Source organism: [Bacillus] enclensis, from assembly GCF_001456935.1.
In the GTDB taxonomy this organism is placed as follows: Bacteria; Bacillota; Bacilli; order Bacillales; family Bacillaceae_B; genus Rossellomorea; species Rossellomorea enclensis.
This window is the reverse complement of record NZ_KQ758484.1, coordinates 481,558-500,280: the sequence shown is the minus strand read 5'-3', so window position 1 is coordinate 500,280 and position 18,723 is coordinate 481,558. Positions and strand designations below refer to the sequence as shown.

General features: G+C 48.2%; 17 protein-coding genes, 1 rRNA gene and 1 riboswitch. Of the genes, 16 read left to right on the top strand and 2 right to left on the bottom strand.

The features are described 5' to 3' along the window. Nucleotides 1-168: 168 nt before the first annotated feature. Nucleotides 169-285: ribosomal RNA gene (rrf, locus tag AS034_RS15180) — 5S ribosomal RNA — on the top strand. 592 nt (nucleotides 286-877) lie between these two features. Here the strand turns inward: rrf and AS034_RS15175 are convergent. Next, nucleotides 878-1,750 carry a TetR/AcrR family transcriptional regulator gene (locus AS034_RS15175; RefSeq protein WP_058299128.1) on the bottom strand — a complete coding sequence of 291 codons (873 nt, stop codon included), beginning with the start codon at nucleotides 1,748-1,750 and terminating at the stop codon, nucleotides 878-880. 160 nt (nucleotides 1,751-1,910) lie between these two features. Between AS034_RS15175 and AS034_RS15170 the strand changes: the two genes are divergently transcribed. The 15 genes from AS034_RS15170 to purD all read left to right on the top strand — a co-directional run bounded on the left by AS034_RS15170 (nucleotide 1,911) and on the right by purD (nucleotide 18,620). Continuing rightward, the gene (locus AS034_RS15170; protein WP_058299127.1) at nucleotides 1,911-3,416 is read left to right on the top strand and encodes a DHA2 family efflux MFS transporter permease subunit; all 1,506 of its coding nucleotides are present in this window, start codon (nucleotides 1,911-1,913) and stop codon (nucleotides 3,414-3,416) included. 875 nt (nucleotides 3,417-4,291) lie between these two features. Next, nucleotides 4,292-4,822, top strand: a complete 531-nt coding sequence (locus AS034_RS15165) for a DUF2179 domain-containing protein (RefSeq protein ID WP_162266036.1) — start codon at nucleotides 4,292-4,294, stop codon at nucleotides 4,820-4,822. Further along, the gene (locus AS034_RS15160; RefSeq protein ID WP_058299126.1) at nucleotides 4,819-5,019 is read left to right on the top strand and encodes an NETI motif-containing protein; all 201 of its coding nucleotides are present in this window, start codon (nucleotides 4,819-4,821) and stop codon (nucleotides 5,017-5,019) included. Before AS034_RS15165 ends, AS034_RS15160 begins: the two co-directional genes overlap by 4 nt. Before the next feature lie 87 nt (nucleotides 5,020-5,106). Then, a riboswitch (purine riboswitch) is annotated at nucleotides 5,107-5,208 on the top strand. Between the two features lie 147 nt (nucleotides 5,209-5,355). After that, a complete protein-coding gene (gene purE, locus AS034_RS15155) occupies nucleotides 5,356-5,835 on the top strand; it encodes a 5-(carboxyamino)imidazole ribonucleotide mutase (RefSeq protein ID WP_058299125.1) in 480 nt (159 codons plus the stop codon). Further along, on the top strand, nucleotides 5,822-6,982 hold the full coding sequence (gene purK, locus AS034_RS15150; RefSeq protein WP_058299124.1) for a 5-(carboxyamino)imidazole ribonucleotide synthase: 1,161 nt from the start codon (nucleotides 5,822-5,824) through the stop codon (nucleotides 6,980-6,982). The genes purE and purK overlap by 14 nt, the downstream gene beginning before the upstream one ends. Continuing rightward, on the top strand, nucleotides 6,979-8,277 hold the full coding sequence (gene purB, locus AS034_RS15145; protein ID WP_058299123.1) for an adenylosuccinate lyase: 1,299 nt from the start codon (nucleotides 6,979-6,981) through the stop codon (nucleotides 8,275-8,277). The genes purK and purB overlap by 4 nt, the downstream gene beginning before the upstream one ends. Before the next feature lie 106 nt (nucleotides 8,278-8,383). Next, on the top strand, nucleotides 8,384-9,109 hold the full coding sequence (gene purC / locus AS034_RS15140; protein WP_058299122.1) for a phosphoribosylaminoimidazolesuccinocarboxamide synthase: 726 nt from the start codon (nucleotides 8,384-8,386) through the stop codon (nucleotides 9,107-9,109). Then, entirely contained in the window at nucleotides 9,097-9,351 is a 255-nt protein-coding gene (gene purS, locus AS034_RS15135; protein ID WP_032085443.1) for a phosphoribosylformylglycinamidine synthase subunit PurS, read from the top strand. The genes purC and purS overlap by 13 nt, the downstream gene beginning before the upstream one ends. Beyond that, nucleotides 9,348-10,034, top strand: coding sequence for a phosphoribosylformylglycinamidine synthase subunit PurQ (purQ, locus tag AS034_RS15130; protein ID WP_032085444.1), 687 nt, complete (start codon nucleotides 9,348-9,350; stop codon nucleotides 10,032-10,034). Before purS ends, purQ begins: the two co-directional genes overlap by 4 nt. After that, nucleotides 10,018-12,252 (top strand): phosphoribosylformylglycinamidine synthase subunit PurL, encoded by a 2,235-nt coding sequence (gene purL, locus AS034_RS15125; RefSeq protein ID WP_058299121.1) that lies wholly within the window; start codon nucleotides 10,018-10,020, stop codon nucleotides 12,250-12,252. The genes purQ and purL overlap by 17 nt, the downstream gene beginning before the upstream one ends. Continuing rightward, complete coding sequence (gene purF, locus AS034_RS15120; RefSeq protein ID WP_058299120.1) at nucleotides 12,228-13,649, top strand: amidophosphoribosyltransferase; 1,422 nt, start codon at nucleotides 12,228-12,230, stop codon at nucleotides 13,647-13,649. The genes purL and purF overlap by 25 nt, the downstream gene beginning before the upstream one ends. Before the next feature lie 12 nt (nucleotides 13,650-13,661). After that, nucleotides 13,662-14,702: a phosphoribosylformylglycinamidine cyclo-ligase gene (gene purM / locus AS034_RS15115; RefSeq protein WP_058299119.1), complete on the top strand. Its 1,041-nt coding sequence runs from the start codon at nucleotides 13,662-13,664 to the stop codon at nucleotides 14,700-14,702. A 13-nt stretch (nucleotides 14,703-14,715) separates the two neighbouring features. After that, nucleotides 14,716-15,291 carry a phosphoribosylglycinamide formyltransferase gene (gene purN, locus AS034_RS15110; protein WP_058299118.1) on the top strand — a complete coding sequence of 192 codons (576 nt, stop codon included), beginning with the start codon at nucleotides 14,716-14,718 and terminating at the stop codon, nucleotides 15,289-15,291. 106 nt (nucleotides 15,292-15,397) lie between these two features. Further along, nucleotides 15,398-16,933: a bifunctional phosphoribosylaminoimidazolecarboxamide formyltransferase/IMP cyclohydrolase gene (gene purH / locus AS034_RS15105; RefSeq protein WP_058299117.1), complete on the top strand. Its 1,536-nt coding sequence runs from the start codon at nucleotides 15,398-15,400 to the stop codon at nucleotides 16,931-16,933. Nucleotides 16,934-17,348: 415 nt separating this feature from the next. After that, nucleotides 17,349-18,620, top strand: coding sequence for a phosphoribosylamine--glycine ligase (purD, locus tag AS034_RS15095; protein ID WP_058299115.1), 1,272 nt, complete (start codon nucleotides 17,349-17,351; stop codon nucleotides 18,618-18,620). On the opposite strand, the gene AS034_RS23425 is transcribed toward purD, so the two are convergent. After that, nucleotides 18,598-18,687: an EYxxD motif small membrane protein gene (locus tag AS034_RS23425; RefSeq protein ID WP_336433374.1), complete on the bottom strand. Its 90-nt coding sequence runs from the start codon at nucleotides 18,685-18,687 to the stop codon at nucleotides 18,598-18,600. The two genes, purD and AS034_RS23425, sit on opposite strands and share 23 nt — an antisense overlap. Between the last annotated feature and the right edge of the window lie 36 nt (nucleotides 18,688-18,723).

Here is an 18,723-nt window from a genome sequence, read left to right as displayed (position 1 = left end):
ATAGGTCAGAGGTGGAAGCATGGCGACATGTGGAGCTGACTGATACTAATCGATCGAGGACTTAACCACAAAGAGTCATTTTTAAATGAACAACACGGCAATACCGGTATTCTTGACATCAATCCTTTATCTAGTTTTGAAGGAACAAACCCTTCAATTGAATATTCGTCTGGTGATTATGGCGAAGAGGTCACACCCGTTCCCATGCCGAACACGGAAGTTAAGCTCTTCAGCGCCGATGGTAGTTGGGGGATCTCCCCCTGTGAGAGTAGGACATCGCCAGGCAAATAGAAAAAAGGGCAGCTCTTAGGAGTTGTTCTTTTTTTGTGTGGGGTGAAACGATGATGGTATAGCAGTGGATTGGATAATGGTTAACCAAAAACGTCTTCACATCTTTTTATTAAAACTATCAAATTTCCTTCTTTAAAGCCCGTTATTTGTCTATTTTAATAAAAAACCTCGGCCTGGGTTAAAAAAGCAAGTCATGTTTTCTGAAAAAACGTGTCTATTTTATATAAATATCACGAAATTGAGTATTGGGTTGATGGCTGAATCCTAGATATTATCGAAAATCGACTTTTTATTATCGAAATCAACGAATGTTTTATCGGAAATCGAACTTTTATTATCGAAACAGAAAATCCTTATTTCAAATGCATTAAGATATAATCGAACCCCTCTACTTATTCTCACAAACCTGCATTTATTATCAAATTGAAGCCTTTATCATTCACATCACTATCAACAATCCCTATATCAACTGAATGTATCTTTCCCTAAACAAGTCTTGTAATAAAAAAATCCCACGTCCAATCTCTTTAAATAAAAATGCCCCCAAAAAGTAACCTTTTCGGAGGCATACATCAATATAAAATCATCAAACCGACTTCAAATAATACCAAATCATATTCGTAAACTTATGCACATGGGACTCTTCATCCGTGTCATTGAATAATTGCTGGAATGGTTTCAGCAGGGGCTTAAGGACGACTTTTCGGATCCGGTCCTGCTGCACTTCATTTATGATAGCGTCGAATAAGTCCTGCTGCTCATTGTTAAAACGACAATGTTTCTGAAGGCGTTCACCATGCTCCACTATATCCGATTTCGTAACAGTTCGTTTATCAATATTGGATTGCAAAAGATCGATTGCTGAGTGATCCAACATGGCTGTATCATGTTTCAACATATATGGAATGATCAGTTCGATATAGGAGAGGACAACATCCACCAGTTTCTCCACTGGTGAAGAGCTGTTGGTCACCCGCATCGTAAATAATTCATACTGAAGCATTCCATAAAACAAGACAGTCCCTTCAAAGGCAACTTTCCTTATTTCGTCCCCCATGACTTCGATGAAACGGTTGGACAGCCATTCCATCTCGATCATCCGGTGCTGCATGACCAGTTTTTTTAGATCAGCTTCGTTTGATGAAAGGATCGCTTCGAAAAGGACATTTAAATTGCGTTCTTTATTTAATCTGATCAGGATGGTGATCTGCTCTGCCAGGACGTTCCGGTCCTTTGCATCTTTTCCAATCTGCATGGCGACCCTTTGCTGACTGGCGTCATAGCGCAGGTACTCCAAAATATCAGCGATACAATCGTTTTTGGACGTGAAGTAATTATAGAACGTCCCTTTTGAAATATTGGCTTTATCTATGATTTCCTGGATTGAAGTCTGTTGGAAACCTTTCTCTATAAATAATGATAATGCGATATCTGCGACTTTTCTTTTTCGATTATTCATACGTGCCTCCAGTCTTTCCTCTATAAATTAGTATAGTTTTCTTAGACTGGAAAGACAACATTTTTATACTAACGGTATAAAAGTGTTGATTTATTTGAACTGTGGGTATAAAATAGTTCGAGTAGCAAAATAAAATACTAAAAGAAAAAGGGATGAGGGTATGGACTCAGCAATTCAAAATAAAAAACCGCCTTATTTAATGTTGGCGATACTTTTCATTGGAGCTTTCGTCGCATTTTTAAATAACTCATTATTAAATGTTGCACTGCCATCCATCATGGTTGACTTGGAAATAGCAGATTATTCAACTGTTCAGTGGCTTGCTACGGGGTATATGCTTGTGAGCGGGGTGTTGATACCGGCTTCAGCGTTTTTAATCACTCGTTTCTCGAACCGTAACCTGGTCATTACTTCTCTGGCCATCTTCACTCTGGGTACTGCACTGGCAGCATTTGCACCAAACTTTGGTTTGCTTCTTACAGGCCGTATGGTTCAGGCTGCAGGTTCCTCTGTAATGGGGCCACTATTGATGAACGTTATGCTCGTCAGCTTTCCCCGTGAAAAGCGCGGGGCGGCGATGGGAGTCTTCGGACTGGTCATGATCACAGCACCTGCAATCGGGCCGACATTGTCCGGTTACATCGTGGAACATCACGACTGGCGTCTGCTGTTTGAAATGATCCTGCCATTGGCTGTCATGAGCTTGTTACTGGCCGTATGGAAATTCAGAAATATCATGGATCAAAATAAAGAAGCTTCACTTGATATGATGTCGCTCATTCTTTCTGTCATCGGATTTGGAGGATTGTTATACGGGTGCTCCACTGCAAGTTCAGACGGATGGACGGATGGCATTGTGTTAACGACTCTTATTGTCGGTGGCATCGCCTTGGCTGCTTTCATTATCCGTCAGTTCAAGATTGATGAGCCGTTATTGGATCTTCATGTTTATAAGTATCCGATGTTCGCACTTGCATCCGTGATCGCGATCGTCAATGCGGTTGCCATGTTCTCAGGAATGATTTTGACACCTGCATATGTTCAGAGTGTCCGCGGTATTTCCCCGCTGGATTCAGGTCTGATGATGCTTCCGGGTGCAATCATCATGGGAATCATGTCTCCGATCACTGGTAAGTTGTTTGATAAATTCGGTCCTCGTGTGCTTTCGCTTACCGGACTTACGATCACTGCAGTATCCACGTATATGCTGGCACACTTGCAGATCGATACGACTTATACTCATATCATCATGATTTACACACTGCGTCTGTTTGGGATGTCCATGGTGATGATGCCGATCATGACGAATGGTTTGAATCAGCTTCCTAACCGTTTGAATCCGCACGGAACAGCGGTGAATAATACGGCACAGCAAGTATCCGGTTCAATCGGTACGGCGATCCTGATCACCATCATGAATACAGTTGCCAAGACTGAGGCAGAGAGCTTGATGAGCGGTGTAGATCCGGCGACTGTAACAGAACAGTCGACTGCCCTGTTGACACAGCAATCCCTGCTAGCAGGAATTCAATATTCCTTCTACGTTGCCCTTGGAATCAACCTTGTAGCCCTCGTATTGGCCCTGTTCGTCAGACGCGTCGATACAAGCGAAGAAGCAGTAAGCAAAATCGAAGGCAAAAAAGTAACAAAACCGGCAGCAATCTAAAACGGTCAAAAGGTTCAATGACGTGCACTTCCGCACAGTCATTGAACCTTTTTTGTTGAAAAATATTATTTGGAATGCTGTTCGTCCTGAATTGAGGGATTAAGAAGGTCTAATAATAAGCTTCAATCCCTTTATCCAGAATTGAAAGTGTGTAAATTTATCTATATTCAAAACCGGTTCCAGCGATTGATTGGAGTGCAAAACGTAGACTCCTGCGGGAAAAGCGTGTTAGGTGAGTCCTGTCTAGCTCCAAGGCTTAGAGGCACATGTCATAAGTCAACTCGCCGAAGAAGGCAAAGAACGCCTTCGTGGACGATTCGCCTTATGCCACCCGCCTCTGACCAAAGCCTTTCCGCTTTTCTAACCCGCAGGCTTGCCGAGGAGGCTCACCAACCGCCCGCGGAAAGCGAAGTTTTGCACGGAAATCATTAGCGGTAAGGTAAGGAATCAAATAAATTGAAACAAAATTGCTTCTCGTATTAGGGTTGCCATTCGGGCACCGGGATATAGCCAAAAAAAAGACAAAAGCCTCAGCATGGCTTTTGTCAACAAATGAAGAAATTTAGAATGAATCTTATAAAATAAGATTACACAAGAAGGAAGTGATTAGCTATGTTAAGCACTAATATTCTTAAGCAATTCCTATACTAACGCGGCTAAAGGTGAAAGCAATTAAAAAAAGATTAGAATTTGATGAGAAATCCCTTTCCGCTGATTTATTTTAGAAAAAATTCACTTTTGCTAAATATTGTCATACGGAACTTCGCGTTTATTTTCCTTCCAGCGGTTCATATTCCGCGTTATTTCTAGTAAAATAGGAAAATGATTTGAGCATCCTATGGGAGGGACGAAAGTTGTTAGAGAATAGTGTGATGATGGTGCTGATCATCTTAGTGATAAATATTGTGTACGTGTCGTTTTTTACGATACGGATGATCCTGACGCTGAAGGGGTACCGGTATTTTGCGGCATTTGTGAGTACGTTCGAGGTCGTCATTTATGTAGTCGGTCTCGGCCTGGTATTGGACAACCTGAATGAAATCCAGAACTTGATTGCCTATGCGGTCGGTTACGGAATCGGGGTTGTGGTCGGTATGAAGATTGAAGAGAAGCTCGCTTTGGGGTATATTACGGTTAACGTGATCACCAAGGAATATGATAAAGCTCTTCCGGATCAACTCCGTTCGAAAGGCTACGGGGTGACCAACTGGGAAGCGAACGGCCTGGAAGGAAATCGGATGGCCCTGCAGATCCTGACGCCGCGCAAGTATGAAATGAAGCTGTACGCAACGATCAAGGAGCTGGATCCTAAAGCGTTCATCATCGCATACGAGCCGAAGACGATCCACGGCGGGTTCTGGGTGAAGACCGTCCGAAATATACGCAAAGGAAAAATCAAAGTATGAGTAAAAAGAAGCTTTTATTTGAAGTGCAGGAACATGAAACGATCGGCGATTGCCTCGACCGTATGAAGGAAATGGGTTATATGCCGGTCAGAAGGATGGAGAAGCCTGTTTTTGAAGAGAAGAAAGACGGTGGGAAAACAGATGTTGTCCCTGTAAGGCAGACAATTGTGTTCGAAGGAAAGAAAATGGAAGAGTGATTCCGCTTAAAACCGAACATTAATTTTCAGACATTTAAAATCGTTCGATTATTCGTTGACAGTGCCGGTGAATAACGGTATGATGAAGACAAATAAATCGAATACCCTCATATAATAACGGGGATAGGGCCTGTAAGTTTCTACCCGGCTGCCGTAAACGGCCGGACTATGAGGGGAAGTGACTGTCTGGATGCAGAAGTGTCTTTGCTGTCCCTTTTTGGAAGGGCTCTTTCTGTACGGTGAAAATACCCAGATCAATTGCTTTCTCTCATATTGGAGAGATCAATTGATCTGGGTATTTTTTGTGAAGAATTCGAGTGGAGGTGCCGTCACGATATGATAGGGATCATTATGGGAAGTACATCAGACTGGGAAACGATGAAGCATGCGTGTGACATTCTGGAGGAGCTCGGGGTTCCTTTTGAGAAAAGGGTCGTCTCGGCCCATCGTACACCTGATTATATGTTCGAATATGCCGAAACTGCGAGGGACAGAGGCATAAAGGTAATCATCGCCGGTGCAGGGGGTGCAGCTCATCTTCCTGGCATGGTGGCTGCCAAAACGACTCTTCCTGTCATCGGGGTGCCGGTGCAGTCGAAGGCGCTGAACGGGATGGACTCCCTTCTGTCCATAGTACAGATGCCCGGCGGGGTGCCGGTTGCGACCGTTGCCATCGGTAAGGCGGGAGCGGTCAATGCGGGACTGCTTGCCGCGCAGATCCTCTCGATCGATGATGGTGCCATGGCAGACAAGTTGGAAACCAGACGTGAGGAATTACGCGAAAAAGTGATGGAAAGCAGTGATGACCTTGTTTAAAAAGACAATTTTACCTGGACAGACAATCGGGATCATCGGCGGAGGGCAGCTTGGAAGGATGATGGCCCTTGCTGCGAAGCACAACGGATTCAAGATAGCGGTATTGGATCCATCACCTGCATCGCCTTGTGCACAGGTTGCGGACCTGGTGATCACCGCTCCATTTGACCAATATGAAGCACTCGACCGCCTGGCAGAAGCATCTGATGTGATTACGTATGAGTTTGAGAACATTGACTATGACTCGTTGAAATGGCTCTCGGGCAGGGCGTACGTGCCGCAGGGTGCGGAACTGATCCGCATCACTCAGGACCGCATCCAGGAGAAGGCAGCATTGACCCTGGCGGGGGTTGAAGTGGCTCCTTATGCTGTGATTCTACAGGAAGAGGACATCTATGATAATATAGAAAAGCTTGGCTATCCAGCTGTTCTGAAGACTTCAAGGGGCGGATATGACGGCAAAGGGCAATTCGTGATCCGCGAAGTGGAAGAAGTGGCAGAAGCGGCGGCGCTTTTGGAAAACGGACCGTGTGTACTTGAAAAATGGATTCCGTTTGAGCGGGAACTATCGGTGATCGTCACGAGGAATCCCGACGGACAGCAGACTCATTTTCCGGTGGTGGAAAATGTTCATGTTGACAATATCCTTCATGAAACGATTGCCCCGGCGCGGGTCTCTGAAGATATTTCACGCAAGGCGGTTGAAATGGCCGAAAAAATCAGCGAGACGCTTGACCTGGTCGGGACGCTTGCGATTGAGATGTTCCTGACGGAAGACGGCTGCATATTCATCAATGAACTGGCGCCGAGGCCGCATAATTCTGGTCATTATTCAATCGAAGCATGTGACTCTTCCCAGTTCGCCCAGCATATCAAAGCGGTTTGCAACTGGCCGCTAAGAAAGCCTTCCTTATTAAAGAACGCTGTGATGGTTAACCTATTAGGTGAGCATATAGAGCCTGTAATGAAAGCTATTCCAAATCAGCCTTCCTGGTTTGTGCATCTGTATGGAAAAGATGTGCCGAAGCAGAAACGGAAGATGGGGCATGTCACGATTCTGACGGATGACATTGAGCAGACGCTGGAGTCCGTGAATGATGCCGGGGTTTGGAAGGTGCAGGAAAAGATCGGAGGACGAATGAAATGATTGAACGTTATACACGCCCTGAAATGGGAGCGATTTGGACAGAGGAAAACAGATTTCAGGCATGGCTTGAAGTAGAGATCCTTGCTTGTGAAGCCTGGTCTGAACTTGGCGATATCCCGAAAGAAGATGTGGCGAAGATCCGCGAAAACGCAGGCTTCAATGTGGAACGCATCAAAGAAATCGAAGCGGAAACGCGCCATGATGTCGTGGCTTTCACGCGTGCCGTTTCTGAAACGCTTGGAGAGGAAAGAAAATGGGTCCACTACGGTCTCACTTCTACGGACGTAGTCGATACCGCTCTTTCTTATCAACTGAAGCAGGCGAATGAAATCATCCTGAAGGATCTTGAGCGATTCGTAGAGATTTTGAAAAATAAAGCAATCGAGCATAAACACACGGTCATGATGGGACGGACGCATGGTGTTCACGCCGAACCGACGACTTTCGGACTGAAGCTTGCCCTTTGGTACGAAGAGATGAAACGAAACGTCGAGCGCTTTAAAGCTGCTGCTGACGGGGTTGAATTCGGGAAAATCTCCGGGGCTGTCGGGACGTATGCAAATATCGATCCATTCGTTGAATCATACGTATGTGAAAAGTTAGGCATCAAGCCTGCACCGGTTTCCACTCAGACGCTGCAGCGTGACCGCCATGCTCACTACATGGGTACACTTGCTTTGATTGCGACATCGATTGAGAAATTTGCTGTTGAAGTGCGCGGCCTTCAGAAGAGTGAAACCCGTGAAGTGGAAGAGTTTTTCGCAAAAGGTCAAAAGGGTTCATCAGCCATGCCTCATAAGCGCAACCCGATCGGTTCCGAGAACATGACGGGGATGGCTCGTGTAATCAGAGGATACATGATGACAGCATATGAAAACGTACCGTTATGGCATGAGCGTGATATCTCTCACTCTTCTGCTGAACGTGTGATTTTACCGGATGCGACGATCGCTCTCAATTACATGTTGAACCGCTTCGCAAATATCGTGAAGAACTTGACGGTATTCCCTGAAAATATGAAGCGCAACATGGATCGTACACTCGGGCTGATCTACTCACAGCGTGTCCTGCTTGCCCTGATTGATAAAGGGATGGCGCGCGAGGAAGCATATGATACGGTGCAGCCGAAGGCGATGGAAGCATGGGAGAAGCAGGTTCCGTTCCGTTCGCTGATCGAGGAAGACGGCACGATTACATCCAAGCTTTCTCCGGCGGAAATCAAGGACTGCTTCGATTATAACTACCATCTGAAGCATGTCGATACGATTTTTGAACGCTGCGGACTGGTTGAGTAATATTTCGACAAGTACATAGGGCAGGGGTTTTTAAAAGGATCCCTCCCTTTTTTTATCCAAATATAGACTGAAGATTGCCAATATTGAAATTACAGGGGGATTTTAGATGGAAAAAAGGACGCTTTTATATGAAGGAAAAGCAAAACAAATTTTTTCCACGAACGATGAAGAGGTCGTCTGGATCCGATACAAGGATTCAGCCACTGCTTTTAACGGGGAGAAGAAAGCGGACATCGATGGCAAAGGGGTTTTAAATAATAAGATTTCGAGTCTGCTATTTTCAAAGCTTGCCGAACAAGGGGTCGAGAGTCATTTCATCAAGCAGCTGTCAGATCATGAGCAGCTCGTGAAACGGGTCGACATCATTCCGCTGGAAGTGGTCGTGCGGAATGTGATCGCCGGTAGTCTATCCAAGCGCCTTGGCATTGAAGAGGGGACTGAAATGCCGAAGCCGATCATCGAATTTTATTATAAAAATGATGACCTCGGCGACCCGCTGATCACGGATGATCACATTGACTATCTAGAAATCGCAACAAAGGAAGAACGGCTGCAGTTAAGGGAAATGGCCCTAAATGTCAATGAAGTCCTTCAAGGGGTTTTTAAAGAAGCGGGAGTGCTGCTTGTGGATTTCAAGCTTGAGTTCGGGAAAGACGGCAGCGGGAAGATCCTGCTCGGCGATGAAATTTCCCCGGATACATGCCGCCTGTGGGATCGGGAGACGAAGCAAAAGCTTGATAAAGATGTGTTCAGAAGAGAGTTGGGCAGTTTAACAGAAGTCTATTCAATTATACTAGAACGTTTAGGGGGAAAAGGTCTATGTACAAAGTAAAAGTTTACATCACGTTAAGAGAAAGCGTATTGGATCCGCAGGGGAGCGCGGTTAAACAGGCGCTGCATTCAATGGAGTTCAAGGCGGTTGAAGATGTACGCGTCGGAAAGTATATGGAGCTTACCCTTCCGTCGACGGTGGAAAATGTCGAAGCGGCTGTTGAAGAGATGTGCCACCGTCTGCTGGCAAACCCTGTGATCGAGGATTATCGATACGAAATCGAGGAGAGTGTGGCTCAATGAAATTTGCGGTGATTGTATTTCCGGGATCCAACTGTGACATTGATATGTACCATGCAATCAAGGATGAGATTGGGGAAGAAGTCGATTACGTCTGGCATGATGATCTTTCTCTGGAAAACTATGATGCTATTCTTTTGCCGGGAGGATTCTCATACGGGGATTACCTGCGCTCAGGGGCGATCGCGCGCTTTTCAAATGTGATGAAGGAAGTCGTGAAGGCTGCCCAGCAGGGGAAACCGGTACTGGGTGTGTGCAACGGATTCCAGATCCTCCTGGAAACGGGCCTTCTTCCGGGGGCGATGCGCCGGAATGACAGCCTGAAGTTCATCTGCAAGACGGTTCCGTTAACGGTTGAGAACAATGAAACGATGTTTACGAATAGCTATGAAAAAGGGACGGAGATTCACATCCCGATCGCTCACGGAGAAGGCAATTACTTTTGTGACGAAGAGACGCTCCAAAGACTGCAGGAGAACAACCAGATTGTGTTCACCTACAGCGGCGGGAATCCGAACGGGAGTGTGGCGGATATCGCGGGGGTCACGAATGAGAACGGGAATGTCCTTGGCATGATGCCTCACCCTGAACGGGCGATGGACACTTTATTAGGTAGTGAAGACGGGAAGAAACTCTTTCAATCGATTGTCAAACACTGGAGGGAAAAACATGTCGTTAATGCTTGAACCAACCCCATCAAAGGTGAAAGAAGAACAGCTTTATCGTGAAATGGGCTTAACGGACGAAGAATTTTCAATGGTGGAAAACATCCTGGGAAGAACACCGAACTACACGGAGACCGGTCTATTCTCGGTCATGTGGTCGGAACACTGCAGCTATAAAAATTCAAAGCCAGTCCTGAAGAAGTTCCCGGTGACTGGCGAGCGTGTTCTGCAGGGACCCGGGGAAGGAGCTGGGATTGTTGATATCGGCGATGATCAGGCAGTGGTGTTCAAAATCGAAAGTCACAACCACCCTTCAGCGATTGAACCTTATCAAGGGGCGGCGACGGGTGTCGGCGGCATTATACGGGATGTATTCTCAATGGGAGCGAGACCCATTGCCCTCCTCAACTCTTTACGCTTTGGAGAGCTGGATTCTCCTCGTGTTCAGTATCTATTTAAAGAAGTAGTCGCAGGGATCGCAGGCTACGGCAACTGCATCGGCATACCGACGGTCGGAGGGGAAGTCCAATTCGACTCATCGTATGAAGGCAACCCGCTCGTCAACGCGATGTGTGTCGGATTGATCGATCATAAGGATATCAAAAAAGGCCAGGCGCACGGTGTTGGTAACACGGTCATGTATGTCGGGGCGAAAACCGGACGTGACGGAATCCACGGCGCGACATTCGCGTCAGAGGAATTGAATGAAGGATCCGAGGAAAAACGTCCTGCAGTCCAGGTTGGAGATCCTTTCATGGAGAAGCTCCTTTTGGAAGCATGTCTCGAGCTCGTTCAAAACGATGCGCTCGTCGGTATTCAGGATATGGGTGCGGCCGGATTGACCAGCTCGTCTGCGGAAATGGCCTCCAAGGCCGGATCTGGGATCGAAATGAATCTGGACCTTGTCCCTCAGCGTGAAAGAGGGATGACGGCTTATGAAATGATGCTCTCGGAATCACAGGAACGCATGCTGATCGTCGTGGAAAAAGGCCGCGAGCAGGAGATTGTCGATCTGTTTTCAAAATATGACCTCGAAGCTGTTTCAATCGGGAAAGTGACGGATGACAAGCGTCTCCGACTCCTTCATAAAGGAGAAGTGGCAGCGGATGTTCCGGTCGATGCCCTTGCGGAAGAAGCGCCTGTTTACCATAAGCCTTCCGAGGAAGCGGCTTACTATAAAGAATTCCAGGCAATGGAAACGCCGGTACCTCAGGTGGATGACTATAAAGAAACGCTGATCTCATTATTGAAACAGCCGACGATCGCGAGTAAGGAATGGGTCTATGATCAATACGATCATCAGGTCAGAACAAGCACGGTCGTCACCCCTGGATCGGATGCAGCGGTTGTCCGGGTGCGAGGGACGAGAAAAGCGCTGGCCATGACGACGGATTGCAACTCCCGTTATCTTTATTTGGATCCAGAAGTCGGGGGTAAAATTGCGGTTGCAGAGGCGGCCCGCAATATCGTGTGCTCGGGCGGAATCCCGCTTGCAATCACCGACTGCCTGAATTTCGGAAATCCTGAGAAGCCTGAAATCTTCTGGCAGATCGAGAAATCCGTGGATGGGATGAGCGAAGCATGCCGTGAGCTGTCCACACCGGTCATCGGCGGGAATGTGTCCCTATATAACGAATCAATGGGCACAGCCGTTTATCCGACGCCTGTTGTCGGGATGGTCGGACTGGTTGAAGACCTTGATCATGTTACGACCCAAAGCTTTAAGGAAGCTGGCGACTTGATCTATGTCATCGGTGAAACACAAGCGGAATTCGGCGGAAGCGAACTGCAGAAGCTGACGGAAAGAAAGATTTTCGGACAGGCGCCAACCATTGATTTGAAAGTTGAGCTCCGCCGTCAGATGCAGCTGCTCGAAGCCATCCAAAAAGGTTTGGTCGCATCGGCCCATGATCTCGCGGAAGGCGGACTTGCTGTTGCGCTTGCAGAATCGACGTTCGGTACAGAAGGCCTTGGAGCAGAAATATTTGTTGACGGGGAATGTCATGTGACGGATTTATTCAGTGAAACGCAATCACGCTTCCTAGTGACGGTGAAGCCGGAGAATCGCGATGAGTTTGAAAAACTCGTAGGGGAAGCAAAAGCAGTCGGCGCCGTCAAGAAAGACGGGGAAGTCACGATTGCATCACGCAAAGGAGAAATCCTTGTACAAGCGGCTGTCGGGGAACTTGAATCAGCCTGGAGAGGAGCGATTCCATGCCTGCTGAAATCAAAGGTTTAAACGAAGAATGCGGGGTGTTCGGGATATGGGGACATCCGAATGCCGCCCAAATTACGTACTACGGCCTTCACAGCCTGCAGCACCGCGGACAGGAAGGAACCGGGATCATCGTATCGGACGGCGAGACGCTTCGCGGTCATAAAGGGGAAGGCCTCGTAACCGAAGTGTTCCAGGAAGGTTCGATCGAGAAACTAACGGGTGACGGAGCGATCGGGCACGTCCGCTATGCGACCGCAGGGGGCGGAGGCTACGAAAATGTCCAGCCTCTCCTTTTCAACTCGCAGAGCGGCGGGCTTGCGCTTGCCCATAACGGGAACCTGGTCAATGCAAATGCCCTGAAGCATCAGCTTGAGGGGCAGGGGAGTATTTTTCAAACAACGTCGGACACAGAAGTCCTCGCTCATTTGATAAAAAGAAGCGGATATGCACAGTTGAAGGACCGGGTGAAGAATGCATTGACGATGCTGAAAGGTGCCTATGCGTTTCTGGTCATGACAGAAACGGAGATGATGGTGGCCCTTGATCCTCATGGGCTCCGCCCGCTCTCACTTGCAAAAATTGGCGACGCTTACTGCGTGGCTTCTGAAACCTGTGCCTTCGATATCGTCGGAGCTGAATTCGTACGGGACATCGAGCCTGGTGAACTCCTGATCATCAATGATGATGGGATCACTTCTGAACGCTTCAGTTTTTCGAATGGAAATGCGATGTGCACGATGGAATATGTGTATTTTTCAAGACCGGACAGCAATATCCAGGGCATCAATGTCCATTCAGCCCGCAAACGGATGGGAATGGAGCTTGCATATGAATCACCGATCGAAGCGGATGTCGTGACCGGGGTGCCTGACTCAAGTATTTCAAGTGCGATCGGCTACGCGGAAGCATCTGGGATCCCGTATGAAATGGGACTCATTAAAAACCGCTATGTCGGGCGTACATTCATCCAGCCGTCCCAGTCACTCCGTGAACAGGGTGTGAAGATGAAGCTTTCACCGGTAAGAGGGGTCGTGGAAGGAAAGCGCGTCGTCATGGTGGATGATTCCATCGTACGCGGGACGACCAGCAGGCGGATCGTCAGTATGCTGAAGGAAGCGGGAGCGAAAGAAGTACATGTCTGCATCAGTTCCCCTCCTATTAAAAATCCGTGTTACTACGGAATTGATACATCGACTCATGAAGAACTGATTGCGTCTTCTAATTCAGTGGAAGAAATGCGTCAGATCATCGGGGCGGATTCGCTGACATTCCTCAGTACGGACGGTGTATTGAAAGCGATCGGGCGCGATGATTCTTCCCCTAACTGCGGGCAGTGCCTTGCCTGCTTCACCGGGAAGTATCCGACGGAAATCTACCCGGATACGCTTCATCCGCATGAAAAAGAGCTAGTGAAATAGGGGGAGATCGAGATGGCAAATGCGTACCGCCAGGCAGGCGTAGATATAGAAGCAGGATATGAATCGGTCGAACGGATCAAGAAGCATGTGAAACGTACCGCACGCGAAGGAGTACTCGGTCAGCTGGGGAGCTTCGGCGGTATGTTTGACCTGTCACAGCTTGGTTTAAAGGAACCGGTCCTCGTGTCCGGGACGGACGGCGTCGGGACGAAGCTCAAGCTTGCGTTCATGGCTGACAAGCACGATACGATCGGCATCGACTGTGTCGCGATGTGCGTGAATGATATTGTCGTACAAGGAGCGGAGCCGCTTTATTTCTTAGATTATATAGCGACCGGAAAGGCTCATCCGGAAAAGATAGAAGGTATTGTAAAAGGAATTGCGGACGGATGTGAAATGGCGGGATGTGCGCTGATCGGCGGCGAAACAGCCGAAATGCCGGGGATGTATACAGACGAAGAATATGATATCGCCGGTTTTGCCGTTGGTGCTTGTGAAAAGAAAGAAATTGTAACAGGAGAGAACATTTCTGAAGGAAATGTGTTAATCGGACTGGGTTCAAGTGGTATACACAGTAATGGATACTCTTTAGTGCGAAAGGTCTTCTTTGAAGATCATCCTTTCTCTTTGGAAGAATCATTGCCGGGATTAAACACCACACTAAGGGAAGCATTGCTTGCACCGACGAGGATTTATGTAAAACCGGTGCTGGCCGCTTTGAAACGATACCGCATCAATGGGATGTCCCATATCACCGGGGGCGGATTCATCGAGAACATCCCGCGGATGATGCCTGAAGGACTCGGAGCCGAGATCACGGAAGGCAGCTGGGATGTGCCTGACATCTTCACGGCGCTTAAACAGTACGGAGGGATCCCTCATGAAGAGATGTACAACATCTTCAATATGGGGATCGGATTTGTGCTTTCAGTCGAAGAGGATGACGCCGCAGATATCGTCGATTTCCTGAAAGGACAGGGAGAGGAAGCCTGCATCATCGGTAAGGTTTCAACCAAAGAAGGAGTACAATTCGTACAAAAACCGAGTCAGTAATGGAGGCTTAGTCATGAGACAGATTGCCATTTTTGCTTCAGGAAGCGGGAGTAATTTTCAAGCCATCGTGGATGCCGTTCAAGCCGGTACGCTGAAGGCGAACATCGGTCTGCTGGTATGTGACCAGCCGGGTGCCTTTGTCATCCACAGGGCACAGTCGGCCGGAATCCCTGCTTTCGTATTCCGTGCAAAAGACTATGAAAACAAGCAAGCATTCGAAAGGGAAATCCAGCGGCATCTCGAAGCTGCCGGAGTGGATTTCATTGTGCTGGCAGGCTATATGAGGCTGATCGGCCCAACCCTGCTTGAAAGCTACGGAGGCAGGATCGTCAATATCCATCCGTCGCTCCTGCCTGCGTTTCCGGGGAAAGACGCCGTCGGCCAGGCACTCGAAGCCGGAGTGAAAATCACCGGGGTAACGGTACATTATGTGGATGCAGGGATGGATACAGGTGAAATCATCGAACAGGAAATCGTCCGCATTTCCATAGGGGAAACACGGGATTCCCTTCAGGAAAAAATCCAGCATGTCGAACACCACCTATACCCGGTGACCCTCAACCACCTCTTCCTTACAACAGGGTACTGAAATTGCATGAAGAGCATGTTGCTTTATTATGGTAGTGTGGTAAAGTGATGGAGGACGGGCCTTTTAACAAGGCAATTAAATAGTGATCAGTCAGAGGAGGAGCCATATGAAAAAAAGAGCGTTGATCAGTGTTTCAGATAAAAGCGGAATCGTGGAATTCACTCAGGAACTAATCCAGTTGGGATATGAAATCCTTTCAACAGGCGGGACGAAGAAACTGCTTTCCGAAAACGGCCTGGAAGTGAAAGGCGTCGAGGAAGTCACAGGCTTCCCGGAAATCCTTGAAGGCCGCGTAAAAACTCTTCACCCCTCAATCCACGGAGGACTTCTTGCAAAACGCGGCGAAGAATCGCACCGCCTGCAGCTCGAGGAGCAGGGAATCGAAGGCATCGACCTTGTCTGTGTAAATCTCTACCCATTTCAGCAGACAATCGCCAAGCCGAATGTAAGTGTTGACGACGCGATTGAAAATATCGATATAGGCGGACCGACGATGCTTCGTGCAGCAGCCAAGAACCATGCTTATGTGACCGTAGTCGTGGACGCACTCGACTATGATCAGGTGATTGCAGAGCTGAAGCTGAACGGAGAGGTTTCCCATGAGAACCGCCGCAAGCTTGCTGCGAAAGTATTCCGTCACACGGCAGCATATGATGCGCATATCGCCGGTTATATGACAGAAGTATCAGGAGAGAAAAATCCAGAGCGCCTGACCATGACCTATGAGCTCAAACAAAATCTGCGCTACGGTGAAAACCCTCACCAGAAGGCATCTTTCTACCGCGCACCGCTTGGTTCTGAATTTTCCGTAGCAATGGCGAGGCAGCTGCATGGGAAAGAACTTTCCTACAATAATATCAATGATGCCAACGCAGCCCTGCAGATTGTCAAGGAATTCACTGAGCCGGCGGCAGTCGCAGTCAAGCACATGAACCCGTGCGGAGTCGGAGTGGGTGAAACAATCAGCGAAGCGTTCACAAAGGCTTATGAAGCCGATTCAACTTCCATCTTCGGCGGCATCGTCGCATTGAACCGCGTGGTTGACGAAGATACGGCAAAACAGCTTCATGAAATTTTCCTGGAGATCGTCATTGCTCCATCATTCACCGATGAAGCATTCGAGATCCTTTCCGGTAAAAAGAATATCCGTCTGTTGACGGTGCCATTTGAATCACTGAACAAATTAGAAGAAAAGATCACCACAGTCGAAGGAGGCCTTCTCGTCCAATCGGATGATACCTTCACCCTGGATGATGCCGATGTAAGAGTCGTCACCAAGCGTGAGCCGACGGAAGAAGAATGGGCAGCCATGAAACTTGGCTGGAAGGTTGTCAAACACGTGAAATCAAACGCCATCGTCCTGACTGATTCGCAGATGACCATCGGTGTCGGAGCAGGACAGATGAACCGCGTCGGAGCAGCCAAGATCGCGATCGAACAGGCAGGCGGACGCGCAGCAGGTTCAAGCATGGCATCAGACGCCTTCTTCCCGATGGACGACACCGTCGAAGCCGCAGCTAAAGCCGGCGTCACAGCCATCATCCAGCCGGGCGGATCGATCCGTGATGAGGATTCGATCAGAAAAGCGGATGAATACGGGATTACGATGGTGTTTACCGGGGTTCGTCATTTTAAGCATTAGGGTTTTGAGGTTGGTTAGTTGGTGCCAGGCACGGATTGGGGTTTTTGTGCCAGGCACGATTTGCCTGTTTGGTGCCAGGAACAAATTGAGTGTTTTGTGTCAGGCACGATTCGGGGGGGTTGTTCCAGGCACAAAAGGTGTAGTTTGAGCCAGGCTCAGATTGAGTGTATTGAGCCAGGCTCAATTTAACCGATTTGAGCCTGGCACCCCAAATAGGCACCCCAATGAACGCACCCATCTGATCAGGTGTTGTACCTGGTACAAAGCCCATGGTTTGTACCAGGTACACAAACTTCAACTTGTACCAGGTACACAAACCCAACAAAACAGCCCACCATAAAAGAAGACAACCATTCCACCCCCTCTCTCATTCAATAATCTAGGAGGGGGTCACTCATTATAAGGAGGCTTTTCTATGAGGATACTTTTGATTGGACGAGGCGGCCGGGAGCATGCGATCGCCCGGAAACTTGATGAGAGCGAAAGTGTTTCACAAGTTTTTTGTGCACCGGGTAATCCGGGCATGGCGGAGGTTGCTGAATGCATCCCTGTCCAGGAAACCGATTTTGCAGCACTTATTTCGTTTGCGAAAGAAAAGGATATAGATTTCACGTTCGTCGGGCCTGAGAATCCTTTGCTGGATGGGATCGTCGATGAGTTCCAGGCCGAGGGGCTCAAGATATTCGGTCCTTCTAAAAGCGCGGCAATCATAGAGGGCAGCAAGTCCTTCTCGAAGGAACTGATGAAGAAGTACAATATACCGACCGCATCATATGAAGTTTTCACGGACATTGAAGCTGCGTCGGCCTATATCAAAAAAGCCGGGGCACCGATTGTGATCAAGGCAGACGGGCTTGCAGCCGGTAAAGGTGTGGTTGTGGCACAGACGGAGGAAGAGGCACTTCTGGCGCTGGAGGAAATGCTACTCGATAAAAAATTCGGGGATGCATCGGTGAAAGTGGTGATTGAAGAATGTCTTGTAGGGGAAGAGTTTTCCTTGATGGCATTCGTACAGGGTGAGAACGTGTATCCGATGGTGATCGCGCAGGATCATAAGCGTGCGTTTGATGGCGATCTGGGTCCGAACACCGGCGGGATGGGTGCATACTCACCTGTGCCGCATATTCCTGAAGAGATGGTGAAAGAAGCCGTGTCGACGGTCCTGTTACCGACAGCAGAAGCGATGGTGAAGGAAGGCCGCCCGTTTACGGGTATTCTATATGCAGGGCTCATGCTGACAGCAGAAGGTCCGAAAGTGATTGAATTCAATGCGCGCTTTGGGGATCCGGAAACACAGGTCGTCCTGCCGCGGATGAAATCAGATTTTGGGCTGGTCATCAGAGATCTGCTTGATGGAAAAGAAATCAGCCTCGAGTGGAAGGAAGAAGCGGTGCTTGGTGTGGTGCTGGCTTCAGACGGTTATCCGGAGGGATATCAAAAAGGCGTCAGCCTGCCTGAGCTGCAGGGTCTTAAAGAAGATGCACTCGTCTTCCATGCAGGGACAGCCCGCAATGAAGAAGGGGAACTGGTGACGGACGGAGGCCGGGTCCTGTTGATCGCAGCTGAAGCCGGAAGTGTCGAAGCGGCTTATGATTCTGTGTATGGAAAATTGGACACAATCCGGTGGAGAGGTCTATTTTACAGAAAAGACATCGGGAAGAAGGCTATCGGACACGTCTCTTCCTAGTTCTGCGGATATACACGTAAGCAATTGCGATGATTCCGCCGATCAGTGAAAAAAGCACATAAGACATATCGGTCAAATACTCCCAGAACATAACAAGCATCTC

Coding starts and splice junctions, on each gene's coding strand:
- purK (WP_058299124.1), top strand. CDS start 5,822: ATGACCTTGTTTAAAAAGACAATTTTACCTGGACAGACAATCGGGATC.
- AS034_RS15165 (WP_162266036.1), top strand. CDS start 4,292: ATGGTGCTGATCATCTTAGTGATAAATATTGTGTACGTGTCGTTTTTT.
- purD (WP_058299115.1), top strand. CDS start 17,349: ATGAGGATACTTTTGATTGGACGAGGCGGCCGGGAGCATGCGATCGCC.
- AS034_RS15175 (WP_058299128.1), bottom strand. CDS start 1,750: ATGAATAATCGAAAAAGAAAAGTCGCAGATATCGCATTATCATTATTT.
- purL (WP_058299121.1), top strand. CDS start 10,018: ATGTCGTTAATGCTTGAACCAACCCCATCAAAGGTGAAAGAAGAACAG.
- purE (WP_058299125.1), top strand. CDS start 5,356: ATGATAGGGATCATTATGGGAAGTACATCAGACTGGGAAACGATGAAG.
- purH (WP_058299117.1), top strand. CDS start 15,398: ATGAAAAAAAGAGCGTTGATCAGTGTTTCAGATAAAAGCGGAATCGTG.
- purN (WP_058299118.1), top strand. CDS start 14,716: ATGAGACAGATTGCCATTTTTGCTTCAGGAAGCGGGAGTAATTTTCAA.
- purQ (WP_032085444.1), top strand. CDS start 9,348: ATGAAATTTGCGGTGATTGTATTTCCGGGATCCAACTGTGACATTGAT.
- AS034_RS23425 (WP_336433374.1), bottom strand. CDS start 18,687: ATGTCTTATGTGCTTTTTTCACTGATCGGCGGAATCATCGCAATTGCT.
- purC (WP_058299122.1), top strand. CDS start 8,384: ATGGAAAAAAGGACGCTTTTATATGAAGGAAAAGCAAAACAAATTTTT.
- purS (WP_032085443.1), top strand. CDS start 9,097: ATGTACAAAGTAAAAGTTTACATCACGTTAAGAGAAAGCGTATTGGAT.
- AS034_RS15170 (WP_058299127.1), top strand. CDS start 1,911: ATGGACTCAGCAATTCAAAATAAAAAACCGCCTTATTTAATGTTGGCG.
- purB (WP_058299123.1), top strand. CDS start 6,979: ATGATTGAACGTTATACACGCCCTGAAATGGGAGCGATTTGGACAGAG.
- purM (WP_058299119.1), top strand. CDS start 13,662: ATGGCAAATGCGTACCGCCAGGCAGGCGTAGATATAGAAGCAGGATAT.
- AS034_RS15160 (WP_058299126.1), top strand. CDS start 4,819: ATGAGTAAAAAGAAGCTTTTATTTGAAGTGCAGGAACATGAAACGATC.
- purF (WP_058299120.1), top strand. CDS start 12,228: ATGCCTGCTGAAATCAAAGGTTTAAACGAAGAATGCGGGGTGTTCGGG.